Genomic DNA, 22803 nt, shown 5'->3' with positions numbered 1-22803 from the left:
CACATCCCAGGCCTATGGAGTAGCATGGCCGCATACCTGTCACGGAGTGCGCCATGTCTTTAGCGGTGATTCAAATGGTCAGCCAGAGTGATGTGCTGGCCAATCTGGCGCAGGCTCGACGCCTGCTCGAACAGGCCGCGGCCGGCGGCGCGAAGCTGGCGGTGCTGCCGGAAAACTTCGCTGCCATGGGCCGTCGCGACATCGCCGACATCGGCCGTGCCGAAGCGCTTGGCGAAGGTCCGATCCTGCCATGGTTGAAACAGACCGCCCGCGACCTCAAGTTATGGATAGTGGCCGGCACCTTGCCGTTGCCGCCGCTTGGGCAACCGGACGCCAAGTCGCATGCCTGTTCGCTGCTGGTCAACGATCAGGGTGAAACCGTGGCACGCTATGACAAGTTGCACCTGTTCGATGTTGATGTGGCGGACAATCGCGGGCGGTATCGCGAATCCGATGACTATGCTTATGGCAGTGGCGTGGTGGTCGCAGACACGCCGGTTGGCCGAGTCGGCCTGACCGTGTGTTACGACCTGCGCTTTCCGGAGCTGTACAGCGAATTGCGCGCCGCCGGTGCCGAGTTGATTACCGCCCCGTCGGCCTTCACCGCAGTGACCGGTGCGGCGCACTGGGATGTGCTGATTCGCGCCCGGGCCATCGAGACGCAGTGTTATGTGTTGGCGGCAGCACAGGGCGGGACCCACCCGGGACCGCGTGAGACCTTCGGTCATGCGGCGATCATCGATCCGTGGGGCCGTGTGCTGGCGCATCAGGATCAAGGCGAGGCGGTATTGTTGGCCGCACGCGACAGTGATGAACAAGCGTCTATCAGGGCGCGAATGCCGGTGACGAGTCATCGGCGGTTTTTCTCGCAGGGCGCCCAGCGGCCTGCTTCAGAACATGAATTTAAGGCGTAAACCTATGAGCGAGTTGTTGTCCTCAGTCAGTGATCACCTGTTGGCGCCCGGCGGCGTGACCATCGAGAGCCTGCAAGGTGTGCTCGGCGATCTGGCCGGCCCGGGCATCGATGCTGCCGATCTGTATTTCCAGGGCCAGATCTCCGAGTCGTGGTCGCTGGAGGACGGTATCGTCAAGGAAGGCAGCTTCAACCTCGACCAAGGTGTTGGCGTGCGTGCGCAGTCCGGCGAGAAAACCGGTTTTGCCTACAGCAACGCGATCACCCTCGAAGCCCTGGGCGCTGCGGCCCGTGCCGCCCGCTCGATTTCCCGCGCCGGGCAGAACGGCACGGTGCAGGCGTTCAGCACCCAGGACGTCGCGCAGTTGTATGCGCCGGACAATCCGCTGGAAGTGCTGAGCCGCGCCGAGAAAGTCGAGCTGCTCAAGCGCATCGACGTCGCCACCCGCGCCCTCGATCCACGGATTCAGCAGGTCAGCGTGAGCATGGCCGGGGTCTGGGAACGGATTCTGGTGGCGTCCACCGACGGTGGCCTGGCCGCTGATGTGCGTCCGCTGGTACGTTTCAACGTCAGCGTGATCGTCGAGCAGAATGGCCGTCGCGAGCGCGGCGGACATGGCGGCGGCGGGCGTACCGACTACCGTTATTTCCTCGCCGAAGACCGTGCCATGGGCTATGCCCGTGAAGCACTGCGTCAGGCCCTGGTGAATCTGGAAGCGATTCCGGCACCGGCCGGCACCTTGCCTGTCGTCCTCGGTTCGGGCTGGTCCGGTGTGCTCCTGCACGAAGCGGTCGGTCACGGTCTGGAAGGCGACTTCAACCGCAAGGGCAGTTCGGCCTATAGCGGGCGCATGGGCGAAATGGTTGCCTCCAAGCTCTGCACCATTGTCGATGACGGCACGTTGAGCGGTCGTCGCGGCTCGCTGAGCGTCGACGACGAAGGCACTCCGACCGAGTGCACCACGCTGATCGAAAACGGCGTGCTCAAGGGCTACATGCAGGACAAGCTCAACGCACGCCTGATGGGCGTAGCCCGTACCGGCAACGGTCGTCGCGAGTCCTACGCGCATCTGCCGATGCCGCGCATGACCAACACCTACATGCTCGGAGGCGAGAGCGATCCGGCGGAAATCATCGCTTCGGTGAAGAAGGGCATCTACTGCGCCAACCTTGGCGGCGGTCAGGTCGACATCACCAGCGGCAAGTTCGTGTTCTCCACCAGTGAGGCGTACCTGATCGAGGACGGCAAGATCACCGCGCCGGTCAAGGGCGCGACGTTGATCGGCAACGGCCCCGAGGCGATGAGCCGGGTGTCGATGGTCGGTAACGATCTGGCGCTGGACAGCGGTGTGGGCACGTGCGGCAAGGACGGGCAGTCGGTGCCGGTGGGTGTCGGTCAGCCGACGCTGAAGATCGATGCGATTACCGTGGGTGGCACGGGCGCATAAATAAACCAGCTGTAGGAGCTGCCGCAGGCTGCGATCTTTGCTTTTTCAAGATCAAAAGATCGCAGCCTGCGGCAGCTCCTACAAGAGCGAGATATCAACGCAGGCCGCGTTGGGTATCGTCCAGCTCACGGATGTACTTGAAGATCTTGCGGCTGGAAGCAGGAGGTTTGTTGTGTGCAACCTCGTGCTGAGCCTGACGGATCAGGGAACGCAGTTGCTGGCGATCGGCGTCGGGGTATTCGACGACGAATTTCTCCAGCACGGCATCGTCACCGGCGATCAGGCGGTCACGCCAGCGTTCGAGGTTGTGGAAACGCTCGTTGTACTGACGGGTGGAGGCATCGAGTTGATCGAGCAGGACCAGAATCGCGTCAGTGTCCTGATCGCGCATCAGTTTGCCGATGAACTGCAGGTGCCGTTTACGCGCGATGTTCGCGGTGTGCTTCGGCGCATCAGCCAGGGCCCGGCGCAAGGCGTCGGTCAATGGCAGTTTTGCCTGCAAGTCGGGCTTGAGTGTTGTAAGGCGCTCGCCAAGGTCAACCAGAGCATGCAGCTCGCGTTTGACCTGAGATTTGCTTTTTTCTCCCGTATCGAGGGAGTCGTCGTAAGAATCAACCATGGTGGCAGTCCGCAAAGAAACGCCGCCATGATAACCAGTCGGGGGCCGCTTGTCCGGCCCGGTCGCTCAATGGCCCCAGCCGAAAGCAGAATTTGAGTGGAGATGAGCATGAGTGCAGTTCAAAGCGTCGGCCCGCAAGCATTGCCGGCACTGCAGGAACAGGTCGAGCAGATCATCGCCGAAGCCAAGCGTCAGGGCGCCAGTGCCTGCGAAGTCGCGGTGTCGCTGGAGCAGGGTTTGTCGACGTCGGTGCGCCAGCGTGAGGTCGAGACGGTCGAATTCAATCGCGACCAGGGCTTTGGCATCACCCTGTACGTCGGCCAGCGCAAAGGCTCGGCCAGCACGTCCGCCACCGGGCCGGACGCGATTCGTGAAACCGTTGCCGCTGCACTGGCGATCGCCAAACATACCTCTGAAGACGAAGCCTCGGGCCTCGCCGATGCCGCGCTGATGGCCAGGGATGTGCAGGATTTCGACCTGTTCCACGAATGGGACATCACCCCGGAACAGGCCATCGAGAAGGCGTTGCTCTGTGAAGCCGCCGCGTTCGACGCCGATGCGCGAATCAAGAACGCCGACGGCACCACCCTCAGCACCCATCAAGGCTGTCGCGTGTATGGCAACAGCCACGGTTTCATCGGTGGTTACGCGTCGACCCGGCACAGCCTGAGCTGCGTGATGATCGCCGAAGCCGACGGCCAGATGCAGCGCGATTACTGGTATGACGTCAATCGTCAGGGCAGTTTGCTGGCGGATCCGGTGAGCATCGGCCAGCGTGCCGCGCAACGTGCCGCGAGCCGTCTGGGCGCGCGTCCGGTACCCACCTGCGAAGTGCCGGTGCTGTTTTCCGCCGAGCTGGCGGGCGGCTTGTTCGGCAGCTTCCTGTCGGCGGTGTCTGGCGGCAGTCTGTATCGCAAATCGTCGTTCCTCGAAGGCACGCTGGGGCAGAAGCTGTTCCCCGAATGGCTGACCATCGATGAGCGTCCGCACCTGATGCGCGCCATGGGCAGTGCGTCCTACGACGGTGATGGTCTGGCCACCTACGCCAAACCGTTCGTCGAGAAGGGCGAGTTGGTGTCGTACATCCTCGGCACGTACTCCGGGCGCAAACTCGGCATGCCGAGCACCGCCAACGCGGGTGGCGTGCACAACCTGTTCGTCACTCACGGTGATGAAGACCAGGCGGCGCTGTTGAAGCGCATGGGCCGTGGCCTGTTGGTTACCGAGTTGATGGGCCATGGCTTGAACATGGTCACCGGCGACTATTCGCGTGGGGCGGCGGGGTTCTGGGTCGAGAACGGCGAAATCCAGTTCGCGGTGCAGGAAGTGACCATCGCCGGCAACATGCGCGACATGTTCAAGCAGATCGTTGCAGTCGGTAATGACCTGGAGTTGCGTAGCAATATTCGCACGGGTTCGGTGCTGATCGAGCGGATGACTGTCGCGGGCAGCTAAGCCCCAGCGGTCAGACAAGAAAGGCGCGCCACCTCATCGGGTGGCGCGCCTTTTTTCTTGGCTCCGCACAAAACCTTGTGGGAGCGAGCCTGCTCGCGAAAGCGATAGCAGTCTACTGCAGCGGTGACTGACACGACGCCTTCGCGAGCAGGCTCGCTCCTACAATGGAGTCTGTGTAACCAGGTGCTCTTGTTTTGGTTCTCATTATCATCTAATAATAAATCTCATCTCCGAACGAGTCCCGGATCATGAGTTCTGCCTTGCACGAGCAGCCGTACCTCGAAAGCTGGCGCTGGATGAGTCGCCAGATCCGTTGCGCGATGGATCCTGACGAACCGCGCCTGATCGAACATTACCTGGCCGAAGGCCGTTATCTGGCCTGCTGTACGGCGACTTCCCCGTGGACCATCGCTGAAACCTCCTTCCGTCTGCTGCTCGACACGGCCACCGACATCGCGTTGCCGTGGCACTGGCGCAGCCTGTGTCTCGATCAAGCCTGGCGGCCGTTGCGTGAAATGGAGCGCCTGTCGCTGTGCAACTGCCGGCTCCAACGCTGGCAGCGCTACACCTGGCAACTGGCGACCTGCGAGTTGCTTCCCTCGATCCCTCTCATTGAATTAGTCCAAGGATTTACCGATGACCAAGACACGTATTGAGCGCGACAGCATGGGCGAATTGCAGGTGCCGGTGGACGCTCTCTACGGCGCGCAGACCCAGCGCGCAGTGGATAACTTCCCGATCAGCGGCAAACCGATGCCGACGCAATTCATTCGCGCACTGATCCTCGCCAAAGCCGCTGCCGCCCGGGCCAACGTCGAACTCAATCAGCTTAGCGCCGCGCAAGGCAAAGCCATCAGCGATGCCGCGCAAGGCCTGCTCGAAGGCGATTTCATGCAGCATTTCCCGGTGGATATCTTCCAGACCGGCTCCGGCACCAGCTCCAACATGAACGCCAACGAAGTGATTGCGACCCTCGCCAGCCGCCTGCTCGGCGAGCCGGTCAACCCGAACGATCACGTCAACTGCGGCCAGAGCAGCAACGACATCATTCCGACCACCATCCACGTCAGCGCGGCGTTGGCGTTGCACGAACAACTGCTGCCGGCGCTGTTGCATCTGGTGCAGGTCATCGAAAACAAAGCCGATCAGGTGCACCACCACGTCAAAACCGGCCGTACGCACTTGATGGACGCGATGCCGGTGCGCATGAGCCAGGTGCTCAATGGCTGGGCGCAGCAGCTCAAGGCCAACATCGGTCATCTGCAGGATTTACTGCCGAGCCTGCAATCGCTGGCGCAGGGCGGTACGGCGGTCGGCACCGGGATCAATGCGCATCCGGAATTCGCCGCGCGTTTCAGCCGCCAGCTCAGCCAACTGACGAATGTGCAATTCACTCCGGGCAAGGATCTGTTCGCCCTGATCGGCTCGCAGGACACCGCCGTCGCCGTCTCCGGTCAGCTCAAGGCCACCGCCGTGTCGCTGATGAAAATCGCCAACGACCTGCGCTGGATGAACTCCGGTCCGCTCGCCGGCCTTGGCGAGATCGAACTGGAAGCCCTGCAACCGGGTTCGTCGATCATGCCGGGCAAGGTGAATCCGGTGATCCCGGAAGCCACCGCCATGGTCGCCGCACAAGTGATCGGTAACGATTCGGTGGTCACCATCGCCGGCCAGTCGGGCAATTTCGAACTGAACGTGATGCTGCCGATCATCGCCCAGAACCTGCTGAGCAGCATCGAACTGCTGGCCAATGCCAGTCGTCTGCTCGGCGACAAGGCCATCGCCAGCTTCAAGGTCAACGAGTCGCGGCTCAAGGAAGCGTTGTCGCGCAACCCGATTCTGGTGACCGCGCTCAATCCGATCATCGGTTATCAGAAAGCCGCGGAAATCGCCAAGCAGGCCTACAAGCAAGGGCGTCCGGTGATCGACGTCGCCCTGGAACACACCGACCTGTCGCGCAGCCAACTGGAAGAGTTGCTCAACCCCGAGAAACTCACCGCCGGCGGCGTGTAAACCCCGCAACCGCTTTGGAGGCTCACCATGGAGCACTGGAAACGCACGATCGAACGGGCCAATCGCTGCTTCATGTTGGGCGAGCTGATTGATGCCCGTGAAGCTTATCTGCAAGCCCTGGCCCTGGCGCAAGTACTGTTCGAACGCTGGGCGGACGCCGACGAAGCGGTGGCGGCCTGCGTCATCTCCCACCACAACCTCGCGGATCTGCACCTGCGCCTGAATCAGCCGGAGGAGAGCGCCGAGTACCTCTGCGCGATTCATCAACGGCTGTTGCAGACCATGCAGGACGAGCGCCTGCGCCCGGCCCTGCGTGAGGCGGCGTTGCGCCAGAGCAGCAAGACCTACGTCGAACTGCTGAATTTCATCAGCGAATACGGCGAATACCCGCGCACCCAGCGCCTGCTGCACCCGGACACCGGCAATGCACGCCGCGCGTCAGCCTCACATCACCATGGAGTCCACTGAAATGGCTTTTACCTTGCCTGCCTTGCCGTACGCCTACGATGCCCTGGAACCGCACATCGATGCGCAAACCATGGAGATCCACTACACCAAGCACCACCAGACCTACATCAACAACCTCAATGCCGCCGTCGAAGGCACTGAGTACGCCGAATGGCCGGTGGAAAAACTGGTCGCCAGCGTTCAGCAGTTGCCGGAAAAACTCCGCGCGGCGGTGATCAATCAGGGTGGCGGGCATGCCAACCATTCGCTGTTCTGGGAAGTCATGGTGCCCAACGGCGGTGGTAAGCCGGACGGCGCGCTGGCCAAGGCCATCGAGGCGCAACTGGGCGGCCTCGACAGCTTCAAGGAAGCCTTCACCAAAGCCGCGTTGACCCGTTTCGGCAGCGGCTGGGCCTGGCTCAGCGTGACCCCGGAGAAAAAACTGGTCGTGGAAAGTAGCGGCAATCAGGACAGCCCGTTGATGAACGGCAACACGCCGATTCTCGGTCTGGATGTTTGGGAACACGCCTATTACCTGCTTTATCAGAACCGTCGCCCGGAATACATCAACGCGTTCTACAACGTGATCAACTGGCCGGAAGTTGCTGCGCGCTACCAGGCTGCACTGGTTTAAGTCTTCTATAAAAACAATCCAGGGCTGACTATGGGCACTGAAACACTGGCGATTGGCGGTGGGCGTATGTTTCGTTACGCGGTCGGGTCGCTGTTGCTGCTGGCGGGCATGACCCTGCTGGCCGTGCACGGGCTGGAATGGCTGGATCTGCAGCCGCGATTGTCACGCGCATTGCAGGGCGGCGCGATCTGCGCCCTCGGCACGGCGCTCGGCGCGGTGCCGGTGCTGGTGATCCGGCGTATGCCGCAGAGGCTCAGCGATACGCTACTGGGTTTCGGCGCCGGCGTGATGCTGGCGGCGACCGCGTTTTCGCTGATCGTGCCGGGCATCGCTGCTGCCGAAAGTCTGGGCCTGACACCGTTGGCCGCCAGCGGGCTGATTTGCTTCGGCATCATGCTCGGTGCGTTCGGTTTGTATCTGGTGGATCTGAAACTGTCCGGCGCCTCACCGGAAATGCTCGTCGGTACCCCCGAGCACCCGGTGATTCCGCCGGGCATCTGGCTGTTCGTCTTCGCCATCATTGCTCACAACATCCCGGAAGGCATGGCGGTGGGGGTGTCCGCTGGCGGCGGCATGCCGGATGCCGACAGTCTGGCGATGGGCATCGCCTTGCAGGATGTGCCAGAGGGATTGGTGATTGCGCTGGTACTGGCGGGGGCAGGAATGTCGCGGGTCAAGGCATTCTTGATCGGCGCGGCGTCAGGACTGATCGAACCGGTGTTTGCACTGCTCTGTGCCTGGCTGGTCAGTCTGGCGGAGCTGTTATTGCCGTTGGGGCTGGCGCTGGCAGCGGGGGCGATGTTGCTGGTGGTGACGCACGAAGTCATTCCGGAATCGCGCCGCAATGGTCATGACAAGCTGGCCAGTCTTGGCTTGCTGATCGGGTTTTGTCTGATGATGGTGATGGATACGGCGTTGGGTTGAATATCAAAAGATCGCAGCCTGCGGCAGCTGTTGCCAAGGCTGCGATCTTCGGTGCTGGGCTGTCAGCCCCCTTCATCGAAGTAGTTGTTGATCAGCTCCACCAAAGCAATCATGGCCTCCTCAGCCTGTTCACCTTCGGTGCTCAAATGGATCTTGGTGCCCTTGCCGGCCGCGAGCATCATCATCGCCATGATGCTTTTGCCGTCTACTGCTGTCTCGGGTGTGCGACCGACTCTTATCGTGGTCTCCGGAAACTTGCCGGCCACGCCGACGAATTTGGCCGATGCCCGGGCATGCAGACCCAATTTGTTGATGATTTCGATTTCACGAGCAGGCATCGCGGTGTGAATCCTTTAAGTGAGGTCGCGGTGGCGAACCTGGACGTTCTTCAGGGTTTTCTGCAGGGCCTGACCCAGGCGTTCGGTCAGGTAAACGGAGCGGTGATGCCCGCCGGTGCAGCCAATGGCAATGGTGACGTAGGCGCGGTTGCTCGCGGCAAAACGCGGCAGCCATTTGTACAGGTAGCCGTAGATGTCTTGAAACATCTCCTCAACCTCCGGTTGCGCAGCCAGGTACTCGGCGACCGGTGCGTCGAGACCCGATTGTGCACGCAGTTCCGGTTTCCAGTAAGGATTGGGCAGACAGCGCACATCAAACACCAGATCCGCGTCCACCGGCATGCCGCGCTTGAAGCCGAACGACTCGACCAGAAACGCCGTACCCGGCTCCGGCTGGTTCAGCAGGCGCAGTTTGATGGTGTCACGCAACTGGTACAGATTCAGATTGGTGGTGTTGACCTTGAGGTCGGCCAGGTCGGCGATCGGGCCGAGCAGGGCGGTTTCATCTTCGATCGCTTCGGCCAGCGAGCGGTTGGCAGTGCTCAATGGATGGCGCCGGCGGGTTTCCGAGAAGCGCTTGAGCAGGGTTTCTTCGTCGGCATCCAGATACAGCACATCGCACTGGATGTGCCGGGCACGGACTTCTTCAAGCAGTTCGGGGAAACGCGACAGGTGGCTCGGCAGATTGCGTGCATCGATCGACACGGCCACCAGCGGCTGGGCCAGTTCGGTGTGAATCAGGGCGCGTTCGGCGAGCTCCGGCAGCAGACCGGCCGGCAGGTTGTCGATGCAGTAGTAGCCGTTGTCCTCAAGGACATTCAGGGCGGTACTTTTACCCGAGCCGGAGCGGCCGCTGACGATGATCAAACGCATGATTAATGACCGTTCTGCTCGCTCAGGACGACCTGATACAAGGCTTCGTTGCTCGGTGCGCTGCGCAGTTTTTCGCGCACTTCCTTGCGATCGAGCATGCTGGCGATCTGGCGCAGTAATTCCAGGTGGGCATCGGTGGCCGCTTCCGGGACCAGCAGTACAAACAGCAGGTCGACCGGTGCGCCGTCAATGGCATCGAAATCGATGGGGGCATCAAGGTGCATCAACGCGCTGATAGGCGCTTCGCAGCCTTTGAGGCGGCAGTGGGGAATGGCGATGCCGTTGCCGAAACCGGTGGATCCGAGTTTCTCACGGGCTACCAGGCTCTCGAAAACATCCTGCATGGCCAGATCCGGCACTTCTTTATGGATGAGGTTGGCAATCTGTTCGAGGGCTTTCTTTTTACTGCCGCCCGGCACGTTCACCAGGGAACGGCCGGGGGTCAGGATACTTTCAAGTCGGATCATGGGTTGGGAGTGTTAACGACCTGTCGCGCCCTGAAGGAGGCTCTGGGTCTTTTCCTTATGCTTTTTGAGTTGGCGATCCAGCTTGTCGGTCAGTGAGTCGATCGCAGCGTACATGTCGGTATCTTCTGCGTTGGCGACCACTTCGCTGCCGGGTATATGCAAGGTGGCTTCGATTTTCTGCTTGAGCTTTTCGACGCACATCGTGACTTGCACGTTGGTGATCTTGTCGAAATGGCGCTCCAATCGTTCGAGTTTCTCGTTGATGTAGGTGCGCAGAGGTTCGGTCACTTCCAGTTGGTGTCCACTGATGTTGACTTGCATACAGCTTCTCCTTCGTTGCCAGTGCATAAAGCGGCAGGCCGAAGAGCCTGCCACTGGAACGCTGTAACGTGGCTTACATCAACCGCTTGCGTTCGCTCGAAGGCGCGATCCCGAGGGATTCGCGGTACTTGGCGACGGTGCGGCGAGCCACCTGAATGCCTTGTGCCTCCAGTAAACCAGCGATCTTGCTGTCACTCAACGGCTTTTTCTGATTTTCCGCCGCAACCAGTTTTTTGATGATCGCGCGGATCGCCGTCGACGAGCATTCACCGCCTTCGGAGGTGCTGACGTGGCTGGAGAAAAAGTATTTCAGTTCATAAATACCGCGCGGGGTATGCATGAATTTCTGCGTGGTGACCCGGGAAATCGTCGATTCGTGCATGCCGACCGCCTCGGCGATGTCATGCAGGACCAACGGCTTCATGGCTTCATCGCCATACTCCAGGAAGCCGCGCTGATGCTCGACGATCTGGGTGGCCACCTTCATCAGGGTTTCGTTGCGGCTTTGCAGGCTCTTGATGAACCAGCGTGCCTCTTGCAACTGGTTGCGCATGAAGGTGTTGTCGGCGCTGGTGTCGGCGCGACGGACGAAACCGGCGTACTGCGCATTGACCCGCAGACGGGGCACTGACTCCTGATTCAGCTCGACCAGCCAGCGTTCGTTATCCTTGCGCACAATGACGTCGGGCACCACGTACTCGGCTTCGGTCGATTCGATCTGCGAGCCCGGACGCGGATTGAGGCTTTGCACCAGTTCGATGACCTGACGCAACTCGTCTTCCTTGAGCTTCATACGCCGCATCAACTGGCTGTAGTCGCGACTGCCGAGCAGATCGATGTAATCGCTGACCAGACGTTTGGCTTCGTTGAGCCACGGGGTCTTGGCCGGGAGCTGACGCAGTTGCAGCAGCAGGCATTCGCCGAGGTTGCGCGCGCCGATACCGGCCGGTTCGAACTGCTGAATGCGGTGCAGAACGGCTTCGATCTCGTCCAGCTCGATGTCGAGCTCCGGATCAAAGGCGTCGAGAATTTCTTCGAGGGTTTCGTCCAGGTAGCCCTGATTGTTGATGCAATCGATCAGGGTCACGGCGATCAGGCGGTCGGTGTCGGACATCGGCGCCAGGTTCAATTGCCACAGCAGATGGCTTTGCAGGCTTTCGCCGGCGGACGTGCGGGTGGTGAAGTCCCACTCGTCGTCATCGCTGCTGGGCAGGCTGCTGGCGCTGGTCTGGTAGACGTCTTCCCAGGCGGTATCGACTGGCAGTTCGTTAGGGATGCGCTCGTTCCATTCGCCATCTTCCAGGTTGTCCACCGTCGGGGCGGCTTCCTGATAGGACGGTTCCTGAATGTCGGTGTTGGGTTTTTGTTCGGCGTTGTCGGCCAAAGGATCGGTATTGTCGAAGTCGTCGCCTTCTTCCTGGCGTTCGAGCATCGGATTGGATTCCAGGGCCTCCTGGATTTCCTGTTGCAGGTCCAGGGTCGACAATTGGAGCAGGCGGATGGCCTGTTGCAGCTGCGGTGTCATCGTCAGCTGCTGGCCCATTCTCAAGACTAGCGATGGTTTCATGGCAGGGGCTTAACACCTTATTCGCCGGCGCGCATGCGCCATCCACTACAGGGCGCCGGAGCGCCAAACTTAAGCAAATTATATGCCTGAAACTGTCGTGTTTGCCTAGAGCGCTGTAACAATAAAAGCGTATAAAACTTTGTTGACGCATCGCGTCGGAGCACGGTGAACATCTTTGAGGCGTCGTGTCTGCCTAGAGCGCTGTAACAATAAAAGCGTATAAAAGCCTGCTTCATCGATACAGCACCCGGAGGCTGGCCAAGTGCCTTGGTGCTTACAGGCGGAACTCGTGGCCCAGATACACTTCCTTCACCAGATCGTTGGCAAGGATGGTCGCAGCATCGCCTTCGGCGATCAGTTGACCGTCGTTGACGATGTAGGCGGTTTCGCAGATATCCAGGGTCTCACGCACGTTGTGGTCGGTGATAAGAACACCGATGCCCTTGGCCTTGAGGTGATGGATGATCTGCTTGATGTCGCCGACCGAAATCGGGTCGACACCGGCGAACGGTTCGTCGAGCAGGATGAATTTCGGTGCGGTCGCCAGGGCGCGGGCGATTTCCACCCGGCGGCGTTCACCACCGGACAGGCTCATGCCGAGGTTGTCGCGGATGTGGCTGATGTGGAATTCCTGCAGCAGGCTTTCCAGTTCCTTGCGACGACCGGCCTTGTCGAGTTCCGTGCGGGTTTCGAGGATGGCCATGATGTTATCGGCCACCGACAATTTGCGGAAGATCGACGCTTCTTGCGGCAGATAGCCGATACCGGCCTTGGCACGGCCGTGCATCGGCTGATGGCTGACGTCCAGATCATCGATCAGCACGCGACCCTGATCGGCCTGCACCAGACCGACGATCATGTAGAAGCAGGTGGTCTTGCCGGCGCCGTTCGGGCCGAGCAGGCCAACGATCTGGCCGCTGTCGATCGACAGGCTGACGTCGCGCACAACCTGGCGGCTTTTATAGGCCTTGGCCAGGTGTTGAGCTTTCAGAGTTGCCATTACTGGGTTTTCTCGTCGGTTTTCTTCTTCGGCTGGATCACCATGTCGATACGCGGACGCGCTTCGGTGACTTTGCTGCCGGTAGCGCGACCGGCACTGGCCAGTTTCTTCACCGTGTCATAGACGATTTTCTCGCCCTGAGTGGTGTTGTTGTCCTTGTCGACAACCTTGGCCTTGTCGATCAGCACGACGCGGTTTTGCGCGGCGTGGTACTGAATCGTCACGCCCCAGCCCTGAACAGGCTTGGCGTCACCCTGGGTTTGCAACTGCTCGAAGTAGGCAAGGTTGCCCACCGAGGTCACCACGTCGATATCGCCGGTCGGAGTACGGGTGATGGTCACCGTATTGCCCTTAACGATCATCGAGCCCTGGGTGATGATCACATCACCTTTATAGGTGGCGATGCCGTTCTTGTCGTCCAGCTGGGCGTCGTCGGCCTGAATGCGGATAGGTTGCTGCTGATCGTTCGGCAGAGCCCAGGCGCTCACGCTTCCCAGTGCTGCGCCCAGACTGAGCAAAATAGGGAGGGTTTTAACGAGCCTCATACTGTCCTCTTACGTTCGATTGCAGGTGTATCCTGCTTTCCTTCAAATACGCCTTCATTCCCACGCCAGTCGATACACCGCCAGCGCCGTCGATTCTAACGGGTTGCTCGGTCTGCGCATATTGCTGCTGAGGGAACACCGTCATGCGTGTGCTGGTGATCAGGGTGTCGCGTTTCTTTTCATCGGTGCGCTTGATGCGTACCGAGTCGATCAATTCTACCTGCGTTCCGTCCGGATTCACTTCACCGCGCTCGCTGGTCACGTGCCACGGAAACTCGGTGCCGCGATACATGTTGAGGTCGGGTTTGGTAACCAGAGTCACATCCGTCGCTTTCAGGTGTTCGGCCTTGTCCGACGTCATTTCGTACTGCACTTTGCCGTCCGGCAGATATTGCAGGGTATGCGTATTGGTGGCGTACCAGTCGATGGCAGTGTCTTCGACCTTGGCCACAGGCTTGTCGAGGAAACGTTCCGGACTGATGTTCCAGTAGCCGACCGCCGCAAACATCGCAGCGATGCAGCCGAACAGCAGGAAGTTGCGAAATTTTTTGCTAAACATGATTTGGCTCACAGGTACGCGGCGTTGGCCGCATCGAGGCGGCCCTGGGCGCGCAGGATCAATTCGCAGAATTCACGAGCGGCACCTTCGCCACCGCGGGCCCGAGTGACGCCATGGGCGTGTTCGCGCACGAAGTCGGCAGCATTGGCAACGGCCATGCCCAGGCCTACGCGGCGGATCACCGGCAAGTCAGGCAGGTCGTCACCCAAGTAGGCGACCTGTTCATAGCTTAGGCCCAGTTGCGCCAGCAGGCCGTCCAGAACCACCAATTTGTCTTCGCGACCCTGAAACAGGTGCGGGATACCGAGGTTCTTCGCCCGGCGTTCAACCACCGGGGTCTTGCGGCCACTGATGATGGCAGTCTCGACACCGGCATTCATCAGCATCTTGATACCCTGGCCGTCGAGGGTGTTGAAGGTCTTGAATTCGCTGCCGTCTTCGAGGAAGTACAGGCGCCCGTCGGTGAGGACGCCGTCGACGTCGAACACCGCCAGTTTGATCGCTTTGCCGCGTTGCAGCAGATCGGTGGTCATTACATCACTCCTGCACGCAGCAGATCGGAGAGGTTGAAGGCGCCGATCGGGCGATCTTCTTCGTCCACGACAACCAGTGCGTTGATTCGGTGGTCTTCCATGATTTTCAGGGCTTCGGCGGCGAGCATCTCGGGCCGTGCGGTCTTGCCGTGTGCGGTCATGACCTGGTCGATGGTGGCGCTGCGGATGTCGATGCTGCGGTCCAGCGTGCGGCGCAAATCGCCGTCGGTGAAGATTCCGGCCAGTTTGCCATCGGCTTCAACGATCGCGGTCATGCCCAGACCCTTGCGGGTCATTTCCACGAGCGCGTCCTTGAGCAGGGTGCCGCGCTGCACTTGCGGCAGCTCTTGCCCGGCATGCATGACGTTTTCCACTTTCAGCAGCAGGCGTCGACCCAGAGCGCCGCCCGGGTGTGAAAAGGCAAAATCTTCGGCGGTGAAACCACGCGCTTCCAGCAGCGCCACGGCCAGGGCATCGCCCATGACCAGCGCGGCGGTGGTCGAGGAAGTCGGTGCCAGGTTCAGCGGGCAGGCTTCGTGTTCGACATGAACGTTGAGATTGACTTCGGCAGCTTTGGCCAGCGGCGACTGCGGATTGCCGGTGAGGCTGATCAACTGGATGCCGAGGCGCTTGATCAATGGCAGCAGGGTGACGATTTCGTTGGTCGAGCCGGAGTTGGAGAGGGCGAGGATCACGTCGTCGCGGGTGATCATGCCCATGTCGCCATGGCTGGCTTCGGCCGGGTGGACGAAAAATGCCGGGGTGCCGGTGCTGGCCAGGGTCGCGGCAATCTTGTTGCCGACGTGCCCGGATTTGCCCATGCCGACCACGACCACACGGCCTTTGCTGGCCAGAATCATCTCGCAAGCGCGTACGAAATCGGCGTCGATATGGGGCAACAAGCCTTGTACGGCTTCCACTTCGAGGCGGATGGTGCGTTGTGCCGATTGAATCAGGTCGCTGGATTGGCTCATGTCAGAAATCGTATAGCCCGATGAAAAGGCGGCGATTATAGCGGTTATGTTGAAAAGCCTCACGCAAGTTCGTCGTGCTTTGTCATTCCGCGTCAGCAAAACCCCGAAAAAGTGCCATCAGGCCTGTCATATCGTTGAACGCGGAGGGGCGGGGCCTTGGGCGCTTGGCGTTTGCAGTGATATAGTTCGCCGCCAGTTCGGCCTGCCCGGGAGGTATGTGCTTTCTGCGGAAAGCCAGGCGTCCGAGTGAGAGGCTGCATCGCAAGGAGTTTAGATGAGTGCCGATAACGCCTACGCGGTCGAGCTGAAGGGAGTCTCCTTCAAGCGCGGTGCGCGCAGCATTTTCAATAACGTCGATATTCGCATCCCGCGTGGCAAGGTTACCGGCATCATGGGACCTTCCGGGTGCGGCAAGACCACTTTGTTGCGCCTGATGGGTGCGCAGTTGCGTCCATCCAGCGGCGAAGTCTGGGTCAACGGCCAGAACCTGCCGACGCTGTCGCGCAGTGATCTGTTCGATGCGCGCAAGCACATGGGTGTGCTGTTTCAGAGCGGCGCGCTGTTCACCGATCTCGATGTCTTCGAGAACGTCGCTTTCCCCCTGCGCGTTCATACCCAATTGCCGGATGAAATGATCCGCGACATCGTCCTGCTCAAATTGCAGGCGGTCGGTTTGCGCGGTGCCATCGAGCTGATGCCTGACGAGCTGTCCGGCGGCATGAAGCGTCGGGTCGCCCTGGCCCGGGCGATTGCGCTCGATCCGCAGATTCTCATGTATGACGAGCCTTTCGTCGGCCAGGATCCGATCGCCATGGGCGTGCTGGTACGCCTGATCCGTCTGCTCAACGATGCGCTGGGGATCACCAGTATCGTGGTCTCCCACGATCTGGCCGAAACCGCGAGCATCGCCGACTACATCTATGTAGTGGGTGATGGTCAGGTGCTGGGTCAGGGCACGCCGGACGAATTGATGAACTCGGATGAACCGCGTATTCGCCAGTTCATGACCGGCAACCCCGATGGCCCGGTGCCGTATCATTTTCCAGCGACGGATTACCGCGCAGATCTTCTGGGGAAGCGCTGATGCGCAGAATTTCATTGATAGAACGCGTACGCCGGTTCGGCGAGGCGGCGATCGACGCCGTCGCGGTGTTTGGCCGCGCGACCCTGTTCCTGTTTCACGCCCTGCTCGGTCGTGGCGGTATCAGCGGCGGTTTCGGCCTGCTGGTCAAGCAGTTGCATTCGGTCGGCGTGATGTCGCTGGTGATCATCGTCGTGTCGGGGATTTTCATCGGCATGGTGCTGGCGCTGCAGGGCTTCAGTATTCTGTCGAGCTACGGTTCGGAGCAGGCGGTGGGGCAGATGGTGGCCCTGACGTTGCTGCGTGAACTGGGGCCAGTCGTGACGGCGCTGTTGTTTGCCGGGCGTGCCGGTTCGGCGCTGACCGCAGAAATTGGCAACATGAAGTCCACCGAACAGCTTTCCAGCCTGGAAATGATCGGTGTCGATCCGCTCAAATACATTATTGCCCCGCGTCTGTGGGCCGGTTTCATTTCCCTGCCGGTGCTGGCGATGATTTTCAGCGTGGTGGGAATCTGGGGCGGTTCGTGGGTGGCTGTCGACTGGCTTGGCGTGTATGAAGGCTCCTACTGGGCGAACATGCAGAACAGCGTGAACTTCACCAGCGATGTGCTCAACGGCGTCATCAAAAGTATCGTTTTCGCCTTCGTCGTGACCTGGATCGCCGTATTCCAAGGCTATGACTGTGAGCCCACTTCCGAGGGCATCAGTCGCGCCACCACCAAGACCGTGGTATTCGCCTCGCTGGCGGTACTGGGCCTGGACTTTATTCTGACCGCTTTGATGTTTGGAGATTTCTGATGCAAAACCGCACCCTGGAAATCGGTGTCGGCCTGTTCCTGCTGGCAGGGATCCTGGCTTTGTTGCTACTGGCTCTGCGGGTCAGTGGCCTGTCTCCGACCTCGACCACCGACACCTATAAACTGTATGCCTACTTCGACAATATCGCCGGTTTGACGGTCAGAGCCAAAGTGACCATGGCTGGCGTAACCATCGGCAAGGTCACGGCTATCGATCTGGATCGCGACAGCTTCACCGGTCGGGTAACCCTGCAAGTGGATAAAAAGGTCGACAACCTGCCGACCGACTCCACAGCGTCTATCCTGACCGCTGGCCTGTTGGGCGAGAAGTACATCGGTATCAGCGTGGGCGGCGAAGACACCCGTCTGAAGGATGGTGGAACCATCCACGACACCCAGTCGTCTCTGGTACTGGAAGACCTGATCGGTAAATTCCTGCTCAATACCGTTAGCAAAGACGCCAAATGAGGAGCTTTTGAATGATCTCTACCTTGCGACGTGGCCTGTTGGTGTTGCTTGCGGCACTGCCGATGCTGGCTAGCGCTGCGCCCGGACAGTCGGCGCACGACCTGATTCAGGACACCACGAACCGGATGCTGGCCGACCTGTCGGCCAATAAAGAGAAGTACAAGAAGGATCCGCAGGACTTCTACACGGCGCTGAACACCATCGTCGGACCTGTGGTGGATGCCGAAGGCATTTCCAAGAGCATCATGACGGTCAAGTATTCGCGCAAGGCCACGCCGGCGCAGATGCAGACCTTCCAGGAAAACTTCAAGCGCGGCCTGTTCCAGTTCTATGGCAATGCCTTGCTCGAATACAACAACCAGGGCATCACCGTTGATCCGGCCAAGGATGAGTCCGGCGATCGCACCAGCGTCGGCATGACCGTCAAGGGCAACAACGGCGCGATCTACCCTGTGCAGTACACGCTGGAGAAGATCAATGGCGAGTGGAAACTGCGCAATGTGATCATCAACGGCATCAACATCGGCAAGCTGTTCCGTGATCAGTTCGCCGACGCGATGCAGCGCAATGGCAACGATCTGGACAAGACCATCAACAATTGGGCTGGCGAAGTGGCCAAGGCCAAGGAAACCACCGAGAAAGCTGCCGAGAAGCCAGCGCAATGAATGAGGCGGCAGTTCGTATAAGTGATGTCGACGAGCTATTGCTCAGCGGAGTGCTGGACTATCGCACAGGTCCCGACCTGCGCAAGGAAGGCCAGGCGCTGATCAAGTCCAGCAAGGCGGCATCGCTGGTCATCGATTGCTCGGCAGTGAAGAAGTCCAGCAGCGTCGGCTTGTCCTTGCTGCTGTGCTTCATGCGCGATGCCCAGGCGGCCGGCAAAGCCGTCAGCATCCGTGCGATGCCGGAAGACATGCGCGAAATCGCTCAGGTCAGTGAACTGACCGAGTTGCTGGCGCACCCCTGAACCCGCATCGATAAACAAGCCCCCCGTCAGAGTCCTGCCAATGCGGGGTTCGCAGGCGCGGGGCTTTTTTGTATGATGTCCGACCCGTGCGCACAGGGCGCCGATTGAGGTTGAGCATGCAGGCCGTAGAAGTGAAGAGCTTCCTTGAAGGAAAGCTGCCAGGAACGCAGGTGGAAGTTGAAGGCGAAGGCTGCAACTTCCAGCTGAACGTGATTAGTGATGAACTGGCGGCGTTGAGCCCGGTCAAGCGTCAGCAAAGCATCTATGCCCATTTGAACCCTTGGATCGCCGATGGCAGCATCCACGCGGTCACTATGAAATTTTTCAGCAGCGCGGCCTGGGCCGAGCGCACCTGAGCCCTAGGGCGTCGAGATTCTTATGGATAAATTGATTATTACCGGTGGCGTTCGTCTTGATGGCGAAATCCGTATCTCCGGGGCGAAGAACTCCGCCCTGCCGATTCTGGCTGCCACCCTGCTGTGCGATGGCCCGGTGACCGTTGGCAACCTGCCGCACCTGCACGACATTACCACCATGATCGAGCTGTTCGGTCGCATGGGCATCGAGCCGGTGATCGACGAGAAGCTCAGCGTCGAAATCGACCCACGCACCATCAAGACCCTGATCGCGCCGTACGAACTGGTGAAAACCATGCGTGCCTCGATCCTGGTACTGGGCCCGATGGTTGCGCGTTTCGGTGAAGCCGAAGTCGCCCTGCCTGGCGGTTGCGCCATCGGTTCGCGTCCGGTCGACCTGCACATTCGTGGCCTCGAAGCCATGGGCGCGGTGATCGACGTCGAAGGCGGCTACATCAAGGCCAAGGCGCCTGAAGGCGGTCTGCGCGGTGCGCACTTCTTCTTCGATACCGTCAGCGTGACCGGTACCGAAAACATCATGATGGCAGCCGCCCTGGCCAAGGGTCGCAGCGTGCTGCAGAACGCTGCGCGCGAGCCTGAAGTGGTTGACCTGGCGAACTTCCTCAACGCCATGGGCGCCAAGGTATCCGGCGCCGGTACCGACACCATCACCATCGATGGCGTCGAGCGTCTGGGTTCGTGCTTCTACAAAGTCATGCCCGACCGTATCGAAACCGGCACCTACCTGGTGGCCGCTGCGGTCACCGGTGGCCGCGTGAAGGTCAAGGACACTGATCCGACCATTCTTGAAGCGGTCCTGGAAAAGCTCCGTGAGTCCGGTGCGGAAATCACCTGCGGTGAAGACTGGATCGAGCTGAACATGCACGGCAAGCGCCCGAAAGCGGTCAACGTGCGTACCGCGCCGTACCCGGCGTTCCCGACCGACATGCAGGCGCAGTTCATCTCGCTCAACGCCATTGCCGAAGGCACCGGTGCAGTGATCGAGACGATCTTCGAAAACCGTTTCATGCACGTGTACGAACTGCACCGCATGGGCGCCAGGATCCAGGTCGAAGGCAACACCGCGATCGTCACCGGTACTGAAGTCCTGAAGGGCGCGCCAGTGATGGCCACCGACCTGCGTGCTTCGGCCAGCCTGGTGATCTCGGCACTGGTGGCCGAAGGCGACACCCTGATCGACCGCATCTACCACATAGACCGTGGTTACGAGTGCATCGAAGAAAAACTGCAGATGCTGGGCGCCAAGATCCGTCGCGTTCCGGGCTGATTGCTGCATGCGGACACAGGGACGTGTCCACTGAATTTGTTTCGAGTCGAGCCGGTATCCGGCTCGATGTGTGTCCGGCGCCGATTGCGACCGGACATGAGTACCTTGATAAGGACTGACGTTTCCCATGTTGACCATCGCACTGTCCAAGGGCCGCATCCTTGACGACACTTTGCCGCTTCTCGCTGAAGCCGGCATCGTGCCGACCGAGAATCCGGACAAGAGCCGCAAGCTGATCATCCCCACCACTCAGGATGACGTACGTCTGTTGATCGTGCGTGCCACCGACGTGCCGACCTATGTCGAGCATGGCGCGGCCGACCTTGGCGTCGCCGGTAAAGACGTGTTGATGGAATACACCGGCCAGGGCCTGTACGAGCCGCTGGATCTGCAGATTGCCCAGTGCAAGCTGATGACCGCCGGCAAGATCGGCGCGGCCGAGCCCAAGGGCCGCCTGCGCGTGGCGACCAAGTTCGTCAACGTCGCCAAGCGTTACTACGCCGAGCAGGGCCGTCAGGTCGACATCATCAAGCTCTACGGCTCGATGGAACTGGCGCCGCTGATCGGTCTGGCCGACAAGATCATCGACGTGGTCGACACCGGCAACACCCTGCGCGCCAATGGCCTGGAACCTCAGGAACTGATCGCCACGATCAGCTCGCGCCTGGTGGTCAACAAGGCTTCGATGAAGATGCAACACGCCCGAATCCAGGCGTTGATCGATACCCTGCGCAACGCAGTGGAATCGCGACACCGCGGCTGATGTACCTGCCCGACCCCTGGTCGCGCCGTCTATCCGCCTCATAGCCAGAATTCTCAGGTGCCCAAGCGGATCGAATGATAGTTTCGGGCGCCTGAGTTTTTTGCCATTCCTATGAGGCTCTCGCTATGACCGCACCGACTGCAATTCGCCGACTCAACGCTGCTGACCCGGATTTCGCGCATCATCTGGATCATCTGCTGAGCTGGGAAAGTGTGTCTGACGACTCGGTCAATCAGCGCGTGCTGGACATCATCAAGGCGGTGCGCGAGCGCGGCGACGCGGCGCTGGTCGAGTTCACCCAGAAGTTCGACGGCCTCGAAGTCGCCTCGATGGCTGACCTGATCCTGCCGCGCGAGCGTCTGGAACTGGCCCTGACCCGCATCACCGTGGCACAGCGCGAAGCGCTGGAAAAAGCCGCGGCGCGGGTGCGCAGCTATCACGAAAAACAGAAACAGGACTCCTGGAGCTACACCGAGGCCGACGGCACGGTACTCGGGCAGAAAGTCACGCCGCTGGATCGCGCCGGCCTGTACGTACCGGGCGGCAAGGCGTCGTACCCGTCGTCGGTGTTGATGAACGCGATTCCGGCCAAGGTCGCTGGCGTGACCGAAGTGGTCATGGTCGTGCCGACCCCGCGCGGTGAGCTCAATGAACTGGTGCTGGCGGCGGCGTGCATTGCCGGCGTTGATCGGGTGTTCACCATCGGCGGTGCGCAAGCGGTTGCCGCGCTGGCTTACGGCACCGAAAGCGTGCCGCAGGTGGACAAGGTCGTCGGCCCGGGCAACATCTATGTGGCCACCGCCAAGCGTCACGTGTTCGGTCAGGTCGGCATCGACATGATCGCCGGCCCGTCGGAAATCCTTGTGGTGTGCGACGGCCAGACCGATCCGGACTGGATCGCCATGGATCTGTTCTCCCAGGCCGAGCACGACGAAGACGCGCAGGCGATTCTAGTCAGCCCGGACGCCGAATTCCTCGACAAGGTCGCTGCGAGCATCGACAAACTGCTGCCGACCATGGACCGCGCAACCATTATCGAAACCTCGATCAATGGTCGCGGTGCACTGATTCATGTGCGCGACATGGCGCAAGCCATCGAAGTCGCCAACCGTATCGCCCCGGAACACTTGGAGCTGTCGGTCGCTGATCCACAAGCGTGGTTGCCGCAGATCCGTCACGCCGGTGCGATCTTCATGGGCCGTCACACCTCCGAGGCGCTGGGCGACTACTGCGCTGGCCCGAACCACGTGTTGCCGACCTCCGGCACCGCGCGGTTCTCCTCGCCGCTGGGTGTGTACGACTTCCAGAAACGTTCGTCGATCATCTTCTGCTCCGAGGCCGGTGCTTCCGAGCTGGGCAAGACCGCTTCGGTGCTGGCCCGTGGCGAATCCCTGAGTGCGCACGCACGCAGCGCCGAATACCGCATCAAAGCTGAGCAGAAGGGGAACTGA

The 22803-nt window shown here is 60.5% G+C and carries 28 protein-coding genes; 17 read left to right on the top strand and 11 right to left on the bottom strand.

What is annotated here, in order from left to right; all coding sequences use genetic code 11:
• The first annotated feature begins 53 nt into the window (after positions 1 to 53).
• Together VLA07_RS04000 and tldD are read left to right on the top strand one after the other, a co-directional pair.
• Positions 54 to 914 carry a carbon-nitrogen hydrolase family protein gene (locus tag VLA07_RS04000; protein WP_285375547.1) on the top strand — a complete coding sequence of 287 codons (861 nt, stop codon included), beginning with the start codon at positions 54 to 56 and terminating at the stop codon, positions 912 to 914.
• A gap of 4 nt (positions 915 to 918) precedes the next feature.
• The gene (gene tldD, locus VLA07_RS03995; RefSeq protein ID WP_007961588.1) at positions 919 to 2361 is read left to right on the top strand and encodes a metalloprotease TldD; all 1443 of its coding nucleotides are present in this window, start codon (positions 919 to 921) and stop codon (positions 2359 to 2361) included.
• A gap of 94 nt (positions 2362 to 2455) precedes the next feature.
• On the opposite strand, the gene yjgA is transcribed toward tldD, so the two are convergent.
• Positions 2456 to 2980, bottom strand: coding sequence for a ribosome biogenesis factor YjgA (gene yjgA / locus VLA07_RS03990; RefSeq protein WP_007961589.1), 525 nt, complete (start codon positions 2978 to 2980; stop codon positions 2456 to 2458).
• Between the two features lie 108 nt (positions 2981 to 3088).
• Between yjgA and pmbA the strand changes: the two genes are divergently transcribed.
• From pmbA to VLA07_RS03960, 6 genes are all read left to right on the top strand, one after another.
• A complete protein-coding gene (gene pmbA / locus VLA07_RS03985) occupies positions 3089 to 4435 on the top strand; it encodes a metalloprotease PmbA (RefSeq protein ID WP_027610838.1) in 1347 nt (448 codons plus the stop codon).
• Between the two features lie 248 nt (positions 4436 to 4683).
• Entirely contained in the window at positions 4684 to 5091 is a 408-nt protein-coding gene (locus VLA07_RS03980; RefSeq protein ID WP_123587254.1) for a FagA protein, read from the top strand.
• Positions 5072 to 6448, top strand: a complete 1377-nt coding sequence (locus VLA07_RS03975; protein WP_333988443.1) for a class II fumarate hydratase — start codon at positions 5072 to 5074, stop codon at positions 6446 to 6448. Before VLA07_RS03980 ends, VLA07_RS03975 begins: the two co-directional genes overlap by 20 nt.
• A 27-nt stretch (positions 6449 to 6475) precedes the next feature.
• Positions 6476 to 6916 carry a hypothetical protein gene (locus tag VLA07_RS03970; protein ID WP_333988442.1) on the top strand — a complete coding sequence of 147 codons (441 nt, stop codon included), beginning with the start codon at positions 6476 to 6478 and terminating at the stop codon, positions 6914 to 6916.
• Position 6917: 1 nt separating this feature from the next.
• Complete coding sequence (locus tag VLA07_RS03965) at positions 6918 to 7529, top strand: superoxide dismutase (protein ID WP_247267908.1); 612 nt, start codon at positions 6918 to 6920, stop codon at positions 7527 to 7529.
• A gap of 30 nt (positions 7530 to 7559) precedes the next feature.
• On the top strand, positions 7560 to 8453 hold the full coding sequence (locus VLA07_RS03960) for a ZIP family metal transporter (RefSeq protein ID WP_333988441.1): 894 nt from the start codon (positions 7560 to 7562) through the stop codon (positions 8451 to 8453).
• Between the two features lie 62 nt (positions 8454 to 8515).
• On the opposite strand, the gene VLA07_RS03955 is transcribed toward VLA07_RS03960, so the two are convergent.
• The 10 genes from VLA07_RS03955 to VLA07_RS03910 all read right to left on the bottom strand — a co-directional run bounded on the left by VLA07_RS03955 (position 8516) and on the right by VLA07_RS03910 (position 15630).
• On the bottom strand, positions 8516 to 8791 hold the full coding sequence (locus VLA07_RS03955) for an HPr family phosphocarrier protein (RefSeq protein WP_333988440.1): 276 nt from the start codon (positions 8789 to 8791) through the stop codon (positions 8516 to 8518).
• Between the two features lie 15 nt (positions 8792 to 8806).
• Positions 8807 to 9664, bottom strand: coding sequence for an RNase adapter RapZ (gene rapZ, locus VLA07_RS03950; RefSeq protein ID WP_027610844.1), 858 nt, complete (start codon positions 9662 to 9664; stop codon positions 8807 to 8809).
• 2 nt (positions 9665 to 9666) lie between these two features.
• Positions 9667 to 10131 (bottom strand): PTS IIA-like nitrogen regulatory protein PtsN, encoded by a 465-nt coding sequence (gene ptsN, locus VLA07_RS03945; RefSeq protein WP_027610845.1) that lies wholly within the window; start codon positions 10129 to 10131, stop codon positions 9667 to 9669.
• A 12-nt stretch (positions 10132 to 10143) separates the two neighbouring features.
• Positions 10144 to 10452 (bottom strand): ribosome hibernation-promoting factor, HPF/YfiA family, encoded by a 309-nt coding sequence (hpf, locus tag VLA07_RS03940; protein ID WP_025109458.1) that lies wholly within the window; start codon positions 10450 to 10452, stop codon positions 10144 to 10146.
• 73 nt (positions 10453 to 10525) lie between these two features.
• Positions 10526 to 12019, bottom strand: coding sequence for an RNA polymerase factor sigma-54 (locus VLA07_RS03935; RefSeq protein ID WP_027610846.1), 1494 nt, complete (start codon positions 12017 to 12019; stop codon positions 10526 to 10528).
• Between the two features lie 274 nt (positions 12020 to 12293).
• A complete protein-coding gene (gene lptB, locus VLA07_RS03930) occupies positions 12294 to 13019 on the bottom strand; it encodes an LPS export ABC transporter ATP-binding protein (protein ID WP_007967211.1) in 726 nt (241 codons plus the stop codon).
• Positions 13019 to 13564 carry a lipopolysaccharide transport periplasmic protein LptA gene (lptA, locus tag VLA07_RS03925; protein ID WP_096795357.1) on the bottom strand — a complete coding sequence of 182 codons (546 nt, stop codon included), beginning with the start codon at positions 13562 to 13564 and terminating at the stop codon, positions 13019 to 13021. The genes lptB and lptA overlap by 1 nt, the downstream gene beginning before the upstream one ends.
• On the bottom strand, positions 13551 to 14123 hold the full coding sequence (gene lptC, locus VLA07_RS03920) for an LPS export ABC transporter periplasmic protein LptC (protein ID WP_027610848.1): 573 nt from the start codon (positions 14121 to 14123) through the stop codon (positions 13551 to 13553). Before lptC ends, lptA begins: the two co-directional genes overlap by 14 nt.
• An 8-nt stretch (positions 14124 to 14131) precedes the next feature.
• Entirely contained in the window at positions 14132 to 14656 is a 525-nt protein-coding gene (locus tag VLA07_RS03915) for a KdsC family phosphatase (RefSeq protein ID WP_007967216.1), read from the bottom strand.
• A complete protein-coding gene (locus tag VLA07_RS03910) occupies positions 14656 to 15630 on the bottom strand; it encodes a KpsF/GutQ family sugar-phosphate isomerase (RefSeq protein WP_333988439.1) in 975 nt (324 codons plus the stop codon). Before VLA07_RS03910 ends, VLA07_RS03915 begins: the two co-directional genes overlap by 1 nt.
• 274 nt (positions 15631 to 15904) lie before the next feature.
• On the opposite strand from VLA07_RS03910, the gene VLA07_RS03905 reads away from it, so the two are divergent.
• The 9 genes from VLA07_RS03905 to hisD all read left to right on the top strand — a co-directional run bounded on the left by VLA07_RS03905 (position 15905) and on the right by hisD (position 22803).
• Complete coding sequence (locus tag VLA07_RS03905) at positions 15905 to 16714, top strand: ATP-binding cassette domain-containing protein (protein WP_003221703.1); 810 nt, start codon at positions 15905 to 15907, stop codon at positions 16712 to 16714.
• Positions 16714 to 17511: a lipid asymmetry maintenance ABC transporter permease subunit MlaE gene (gene mlaE, locus VLA07_RS03900; protein ID WP_003221704.1), complete on the top strand. Its 798-nt coding sequence runs from the start codon at positions 16714 to 16716 to the stop codon at positions 17509 to 17511. The genes VLA07_RS03905 and mlaE overlap by 1 nt, the downstream gene beginning before the upstream one ends.
• Positions 17511 to 17978: an outer membrane lipid asymmetry maintenance protein MlaD gene (mlaD, locus tag VLA07_RS03895; RefSeq protein ID WP_007967220.1), complete on the top strand. Its 468-nt coding sequence runs from the start codon at positions 17511 to 17513 to the stop codon at positions 17976 to 17978. The genes mlaE and mlaD overlap by 1 nt, the downstream gene beginning before the upstream one ends.
• An 11-nt stretch (positions 17979 to 17989) precedes the next feature.
• Positions 17990 to 18643 (top strand): MlaC/ttg2D family ABC transporter substrate-binding protein, encoded by a 654-nt coding sequence (locus VLA07_RS03890; protein ID WP_027610852.1) that lies wholly within the window; start codon positions 17990 to 17992, stop codon positions 18641 to 18643.
• Positions 18640 to 18945: an STAS domain-containing protein gene (locus VLA07_RS03885; protein WP_333988438.1), complete on the top strand. Its 306-nt coding sequence runs from the start codon at positions 18640 to 18642 to the stop codon at positions 18943 to 18945. The genes VLA07_RS03890 and VLA07_RS03885 overlap by 4 nt, the downstream gene beginning before the upstream one ends.
• A 116-nt stretch (positions 18946 to 19061) precedes the next feature.
• Positions 19062 to 19301, top strand: coding sequence for a BolA family protein (locus VLA07_RS03880; RefSeq protein ID WP_007953556.1), 240 nt, complete (start codon positions 19062 to 19064; stop codon positions 19299 to 19301).
• 22 nt (positions 19302 to 19323) lie between these two features.
• Positions 19324 to 20589: a UDP-N-acetylglucosamine 1-carboxyvinyltransferase gene (murA, locus tag VLA07_RS03875; protein ID WP_027610854.1), complete on the top strand. Its 1266-nt coding sequence runs from the start codon at positions 19324 to 19326 to the stop codon at positions 20587 to 20589.
• A gap of 127 nt (positions 20590 to 20716) precedes the next feature.
• Positions 20717 to 21352, top strand: coding sequence for an ATP phosphoribosyltransferase (gene hisG / locus VLA07_RS03870; RefSeq protein ID WP_007967226.1), 636 nt, complete (start codon positions 20717 to 20719; stop codon positions 21350 to 21352).
• A gap of 125 nt (positions 21353 to 21477) precedes the next feature.
• Positions 21478 to 22803 carry a histidinol dehydrogenase gene (gene hisD / locus VLA07_RS03865; RefSeq protein WP_027610855.1) on the top strand — a complete coding sequence of 442 codons (1326 nt, stop codon included), beginning with the start codon at positions 21478 to 21480 and terminating at the stop codon, positions 22801 to 22803.

Origin of the sequence: Pseudomonas sp. S3(2024) (assembly GCF_036861315.1) — a bacterium.
GTDB classification, from domain to species: domain Bacteria; phylum Pseudomonadota; class Gammaproteobacteria; order Pseudomonadales; family Pseudomonadaceae; genus Aquipseudomonas; species Aquipseudomonas putida_A.
The sequence above is the reverse complement of the archived record's forward strand: the minus strand, read 5'-3'. Positions and strand labels throughout refer to the sequence as shown.

Bases quoted from the DNA above. Each gene is read 5' to 3' on its own strand.
- VLA07_RS03905 (WP_003221703.1), top strand. From the start codon at position 15,905: ATGAGTGCCGATAACGCCTACGCGGTCGAGCTGAAGGGAGTCTCCTTC.
- VLA07_RS03885 (WP_333988438.1), top strand. From the start codon at position 18,640: ATGAATGAGGCGGCAGTTCGTATAAGTGATGTCGACGAGCTATTGCTC.
- VLA07_RS03980 (WP_123587254.1), top strand. From the start codon at position 4,684: ATGAGTTCTGCCTTGCACGAGCAGCCGTACCTCGAAAGCTGGCGCTGG.
- VLA07_RS03935 (WP_027610846.1), bottom strand. From the start codon at position 12,019: ATGAAACCATCGCTAGTCTTGAGAATGGGCCAGCAGCTGACGATGACA.
- VLA07_RS03915 (WP_007967216.1), bottom strand. From the start codon at position 14,656: ATGACCACCGATCTGCTGCAACGCGGCAAAGCGATCAAACTGGCGGTG.
- VLA07_RS03890 (WP_027610852.1), top strand. From the start codon at position 17,990: ATGATCTCTACCTTGCGACGTGGCCTGTTGGTGTTGCTTGCGGCACTG.
- VLA07_RS03955 (WP_333988440.1), bottom strand. From the start codon at position 8,791: ATGCCTGCTCGTGAAATCGAAATCATCAACAAATTGGGTCTGCATGCC.
- VLA07_RS04000 (WP_285375547.1), top strand. From the start codon at position 54: ATGTCTTTAGCGGTGATTCAAATGGTCAGCCAGAGTGATGTGCTGGCC.
- lptA (WP_096795357.1), bottom strand. From the start codon at position 13,564: ATGAGGCTCGTTAAAACCCTCCCTATTTTGCTCAGTCTGGGCGCAGCA.
- lptB (WP_007967211.1), bottom strand. From the start codon at position 13,019: ATGGCAACTCTGAAAGCTCAACACCTGGCCAAGGCCTATAAAAGCCGC.
- VLA07_RS03960 (WP_333988441.1), top strand. From the start codon at position 7,560: ATGGGCACTGAAACACTGGCGATTGGCGGTGGGCGTATGTTTCGTTAC.
- rapZ (WP_027610844.1), bottom strand. From the start codon at position 9,664: ATGCGTTTGATCATCGTCAGCGGCCGCTCCGGCTCGGGTAAAAGTACC.
- hpf (WP_025109458.1), bottom strand. From the start codon at position 10,452: ATGCAAGTCAACATCAGTGGACACCAACTGGAAGTGACCGAACCTCTG.
- ptsN (WP_027610845.1), bottom strand. From the start codon at position 10,131: ATGATCCGACTTGAAAGTATCCTGACCCCCGGCCGTTCCCTGGTGAAC.
- yjgA (WP_007961589.1), bottom strand. From the start codon at position 2,980: ATGGTTGATTCTTACGACGACTCCCTCGATACGGGAGAAAAAAGCAAA.
- murA (WP_027610854.1), top strand. From the start codon at position 19,324: ATGGATAAATTGATTATTACCGGTGGCGTTCGTCTTGATGGCGAAATC.
- VLA07_RS03970 (WP_333988442.1), top strand. From the start codon at position 6,476: ATGGAGCACTGGAAACGCACGATCGAACGGGCCAATCGCTGCTTCATG.
- mlaE (WP_003221704.1), top strand. From the start codon at position 16,714: ATGCGCAGAATTTCATTGATAGAACGCGTACGCCGGTTCGGCGAGGCG.
- hisG (WP_007967226.1), top strand. From the start codon at position 20,717: ATGTTGACCATCGCACTGTCCAAGGGCCGCATCCTTGACGACACTTTG.
- VLA07_RS03975 (WP_333988443.1), top strand. From the start codon at position 5,072: ATGACCAAGACACGTATTGAGCGCGACAGCATGGGCGAATTGCAGGTG.
- hisD (WP_027610855.1), top strand. From the start codon at position 21,478: ATGACCGCACCGACTGCAATTCGCCGACTCAACGCTGCTGACCCGGAT.
- tldD (WP_007961588.1), top strand. From the start codon at position 919: ATGAGCGAGTTGTTGTCCTCAGTCAGTGATCACCTGTTGGCGCCCGGC.
- pmbA (WP_027610838.1), top strand. From the start codon at position 3,089: ATGAGTGCAGTTCAAAGCGTCGGCCCGCAAGCATTGCCGGCACTGCAG.
- VLA07_RS03965 (WP_247267908.1), top strand. From the start codon at position 6,918: ATGGCTTTTACCTTGCCTGCCTTGCCGTACGCCTACGATGCCCTGGAA.
- lptC (WP_027610848.1), bottom strand. From the start codon at position 14,123: ATGTTTAGCAAAAAATTTCGCAACTTCCTGCTGTTCGGCTGCATCGCT.
- VLA07_RS03880 (WP_007953556.1), top strand. From the start codon at position 19,062: ATGCAGGCCGTAGAAGTGAAGAGCTTCCTTGAAGGAAAGCTGCCAGGA.
- mlaD (WP_007967220.1), top strand. From the start codon at position 17,511: ATGCAAAACCGCACCCTGGAAATCGGTGTCGGCCTGTTCCTGCTGGCA.
- VLA07_RS03910 (WP_333988439.1), bottom strand. From the start codon at position 15,630: ATGAGCCAATCCAGCGACCTGATTCAATCGGCACAACGCACCATCCGC.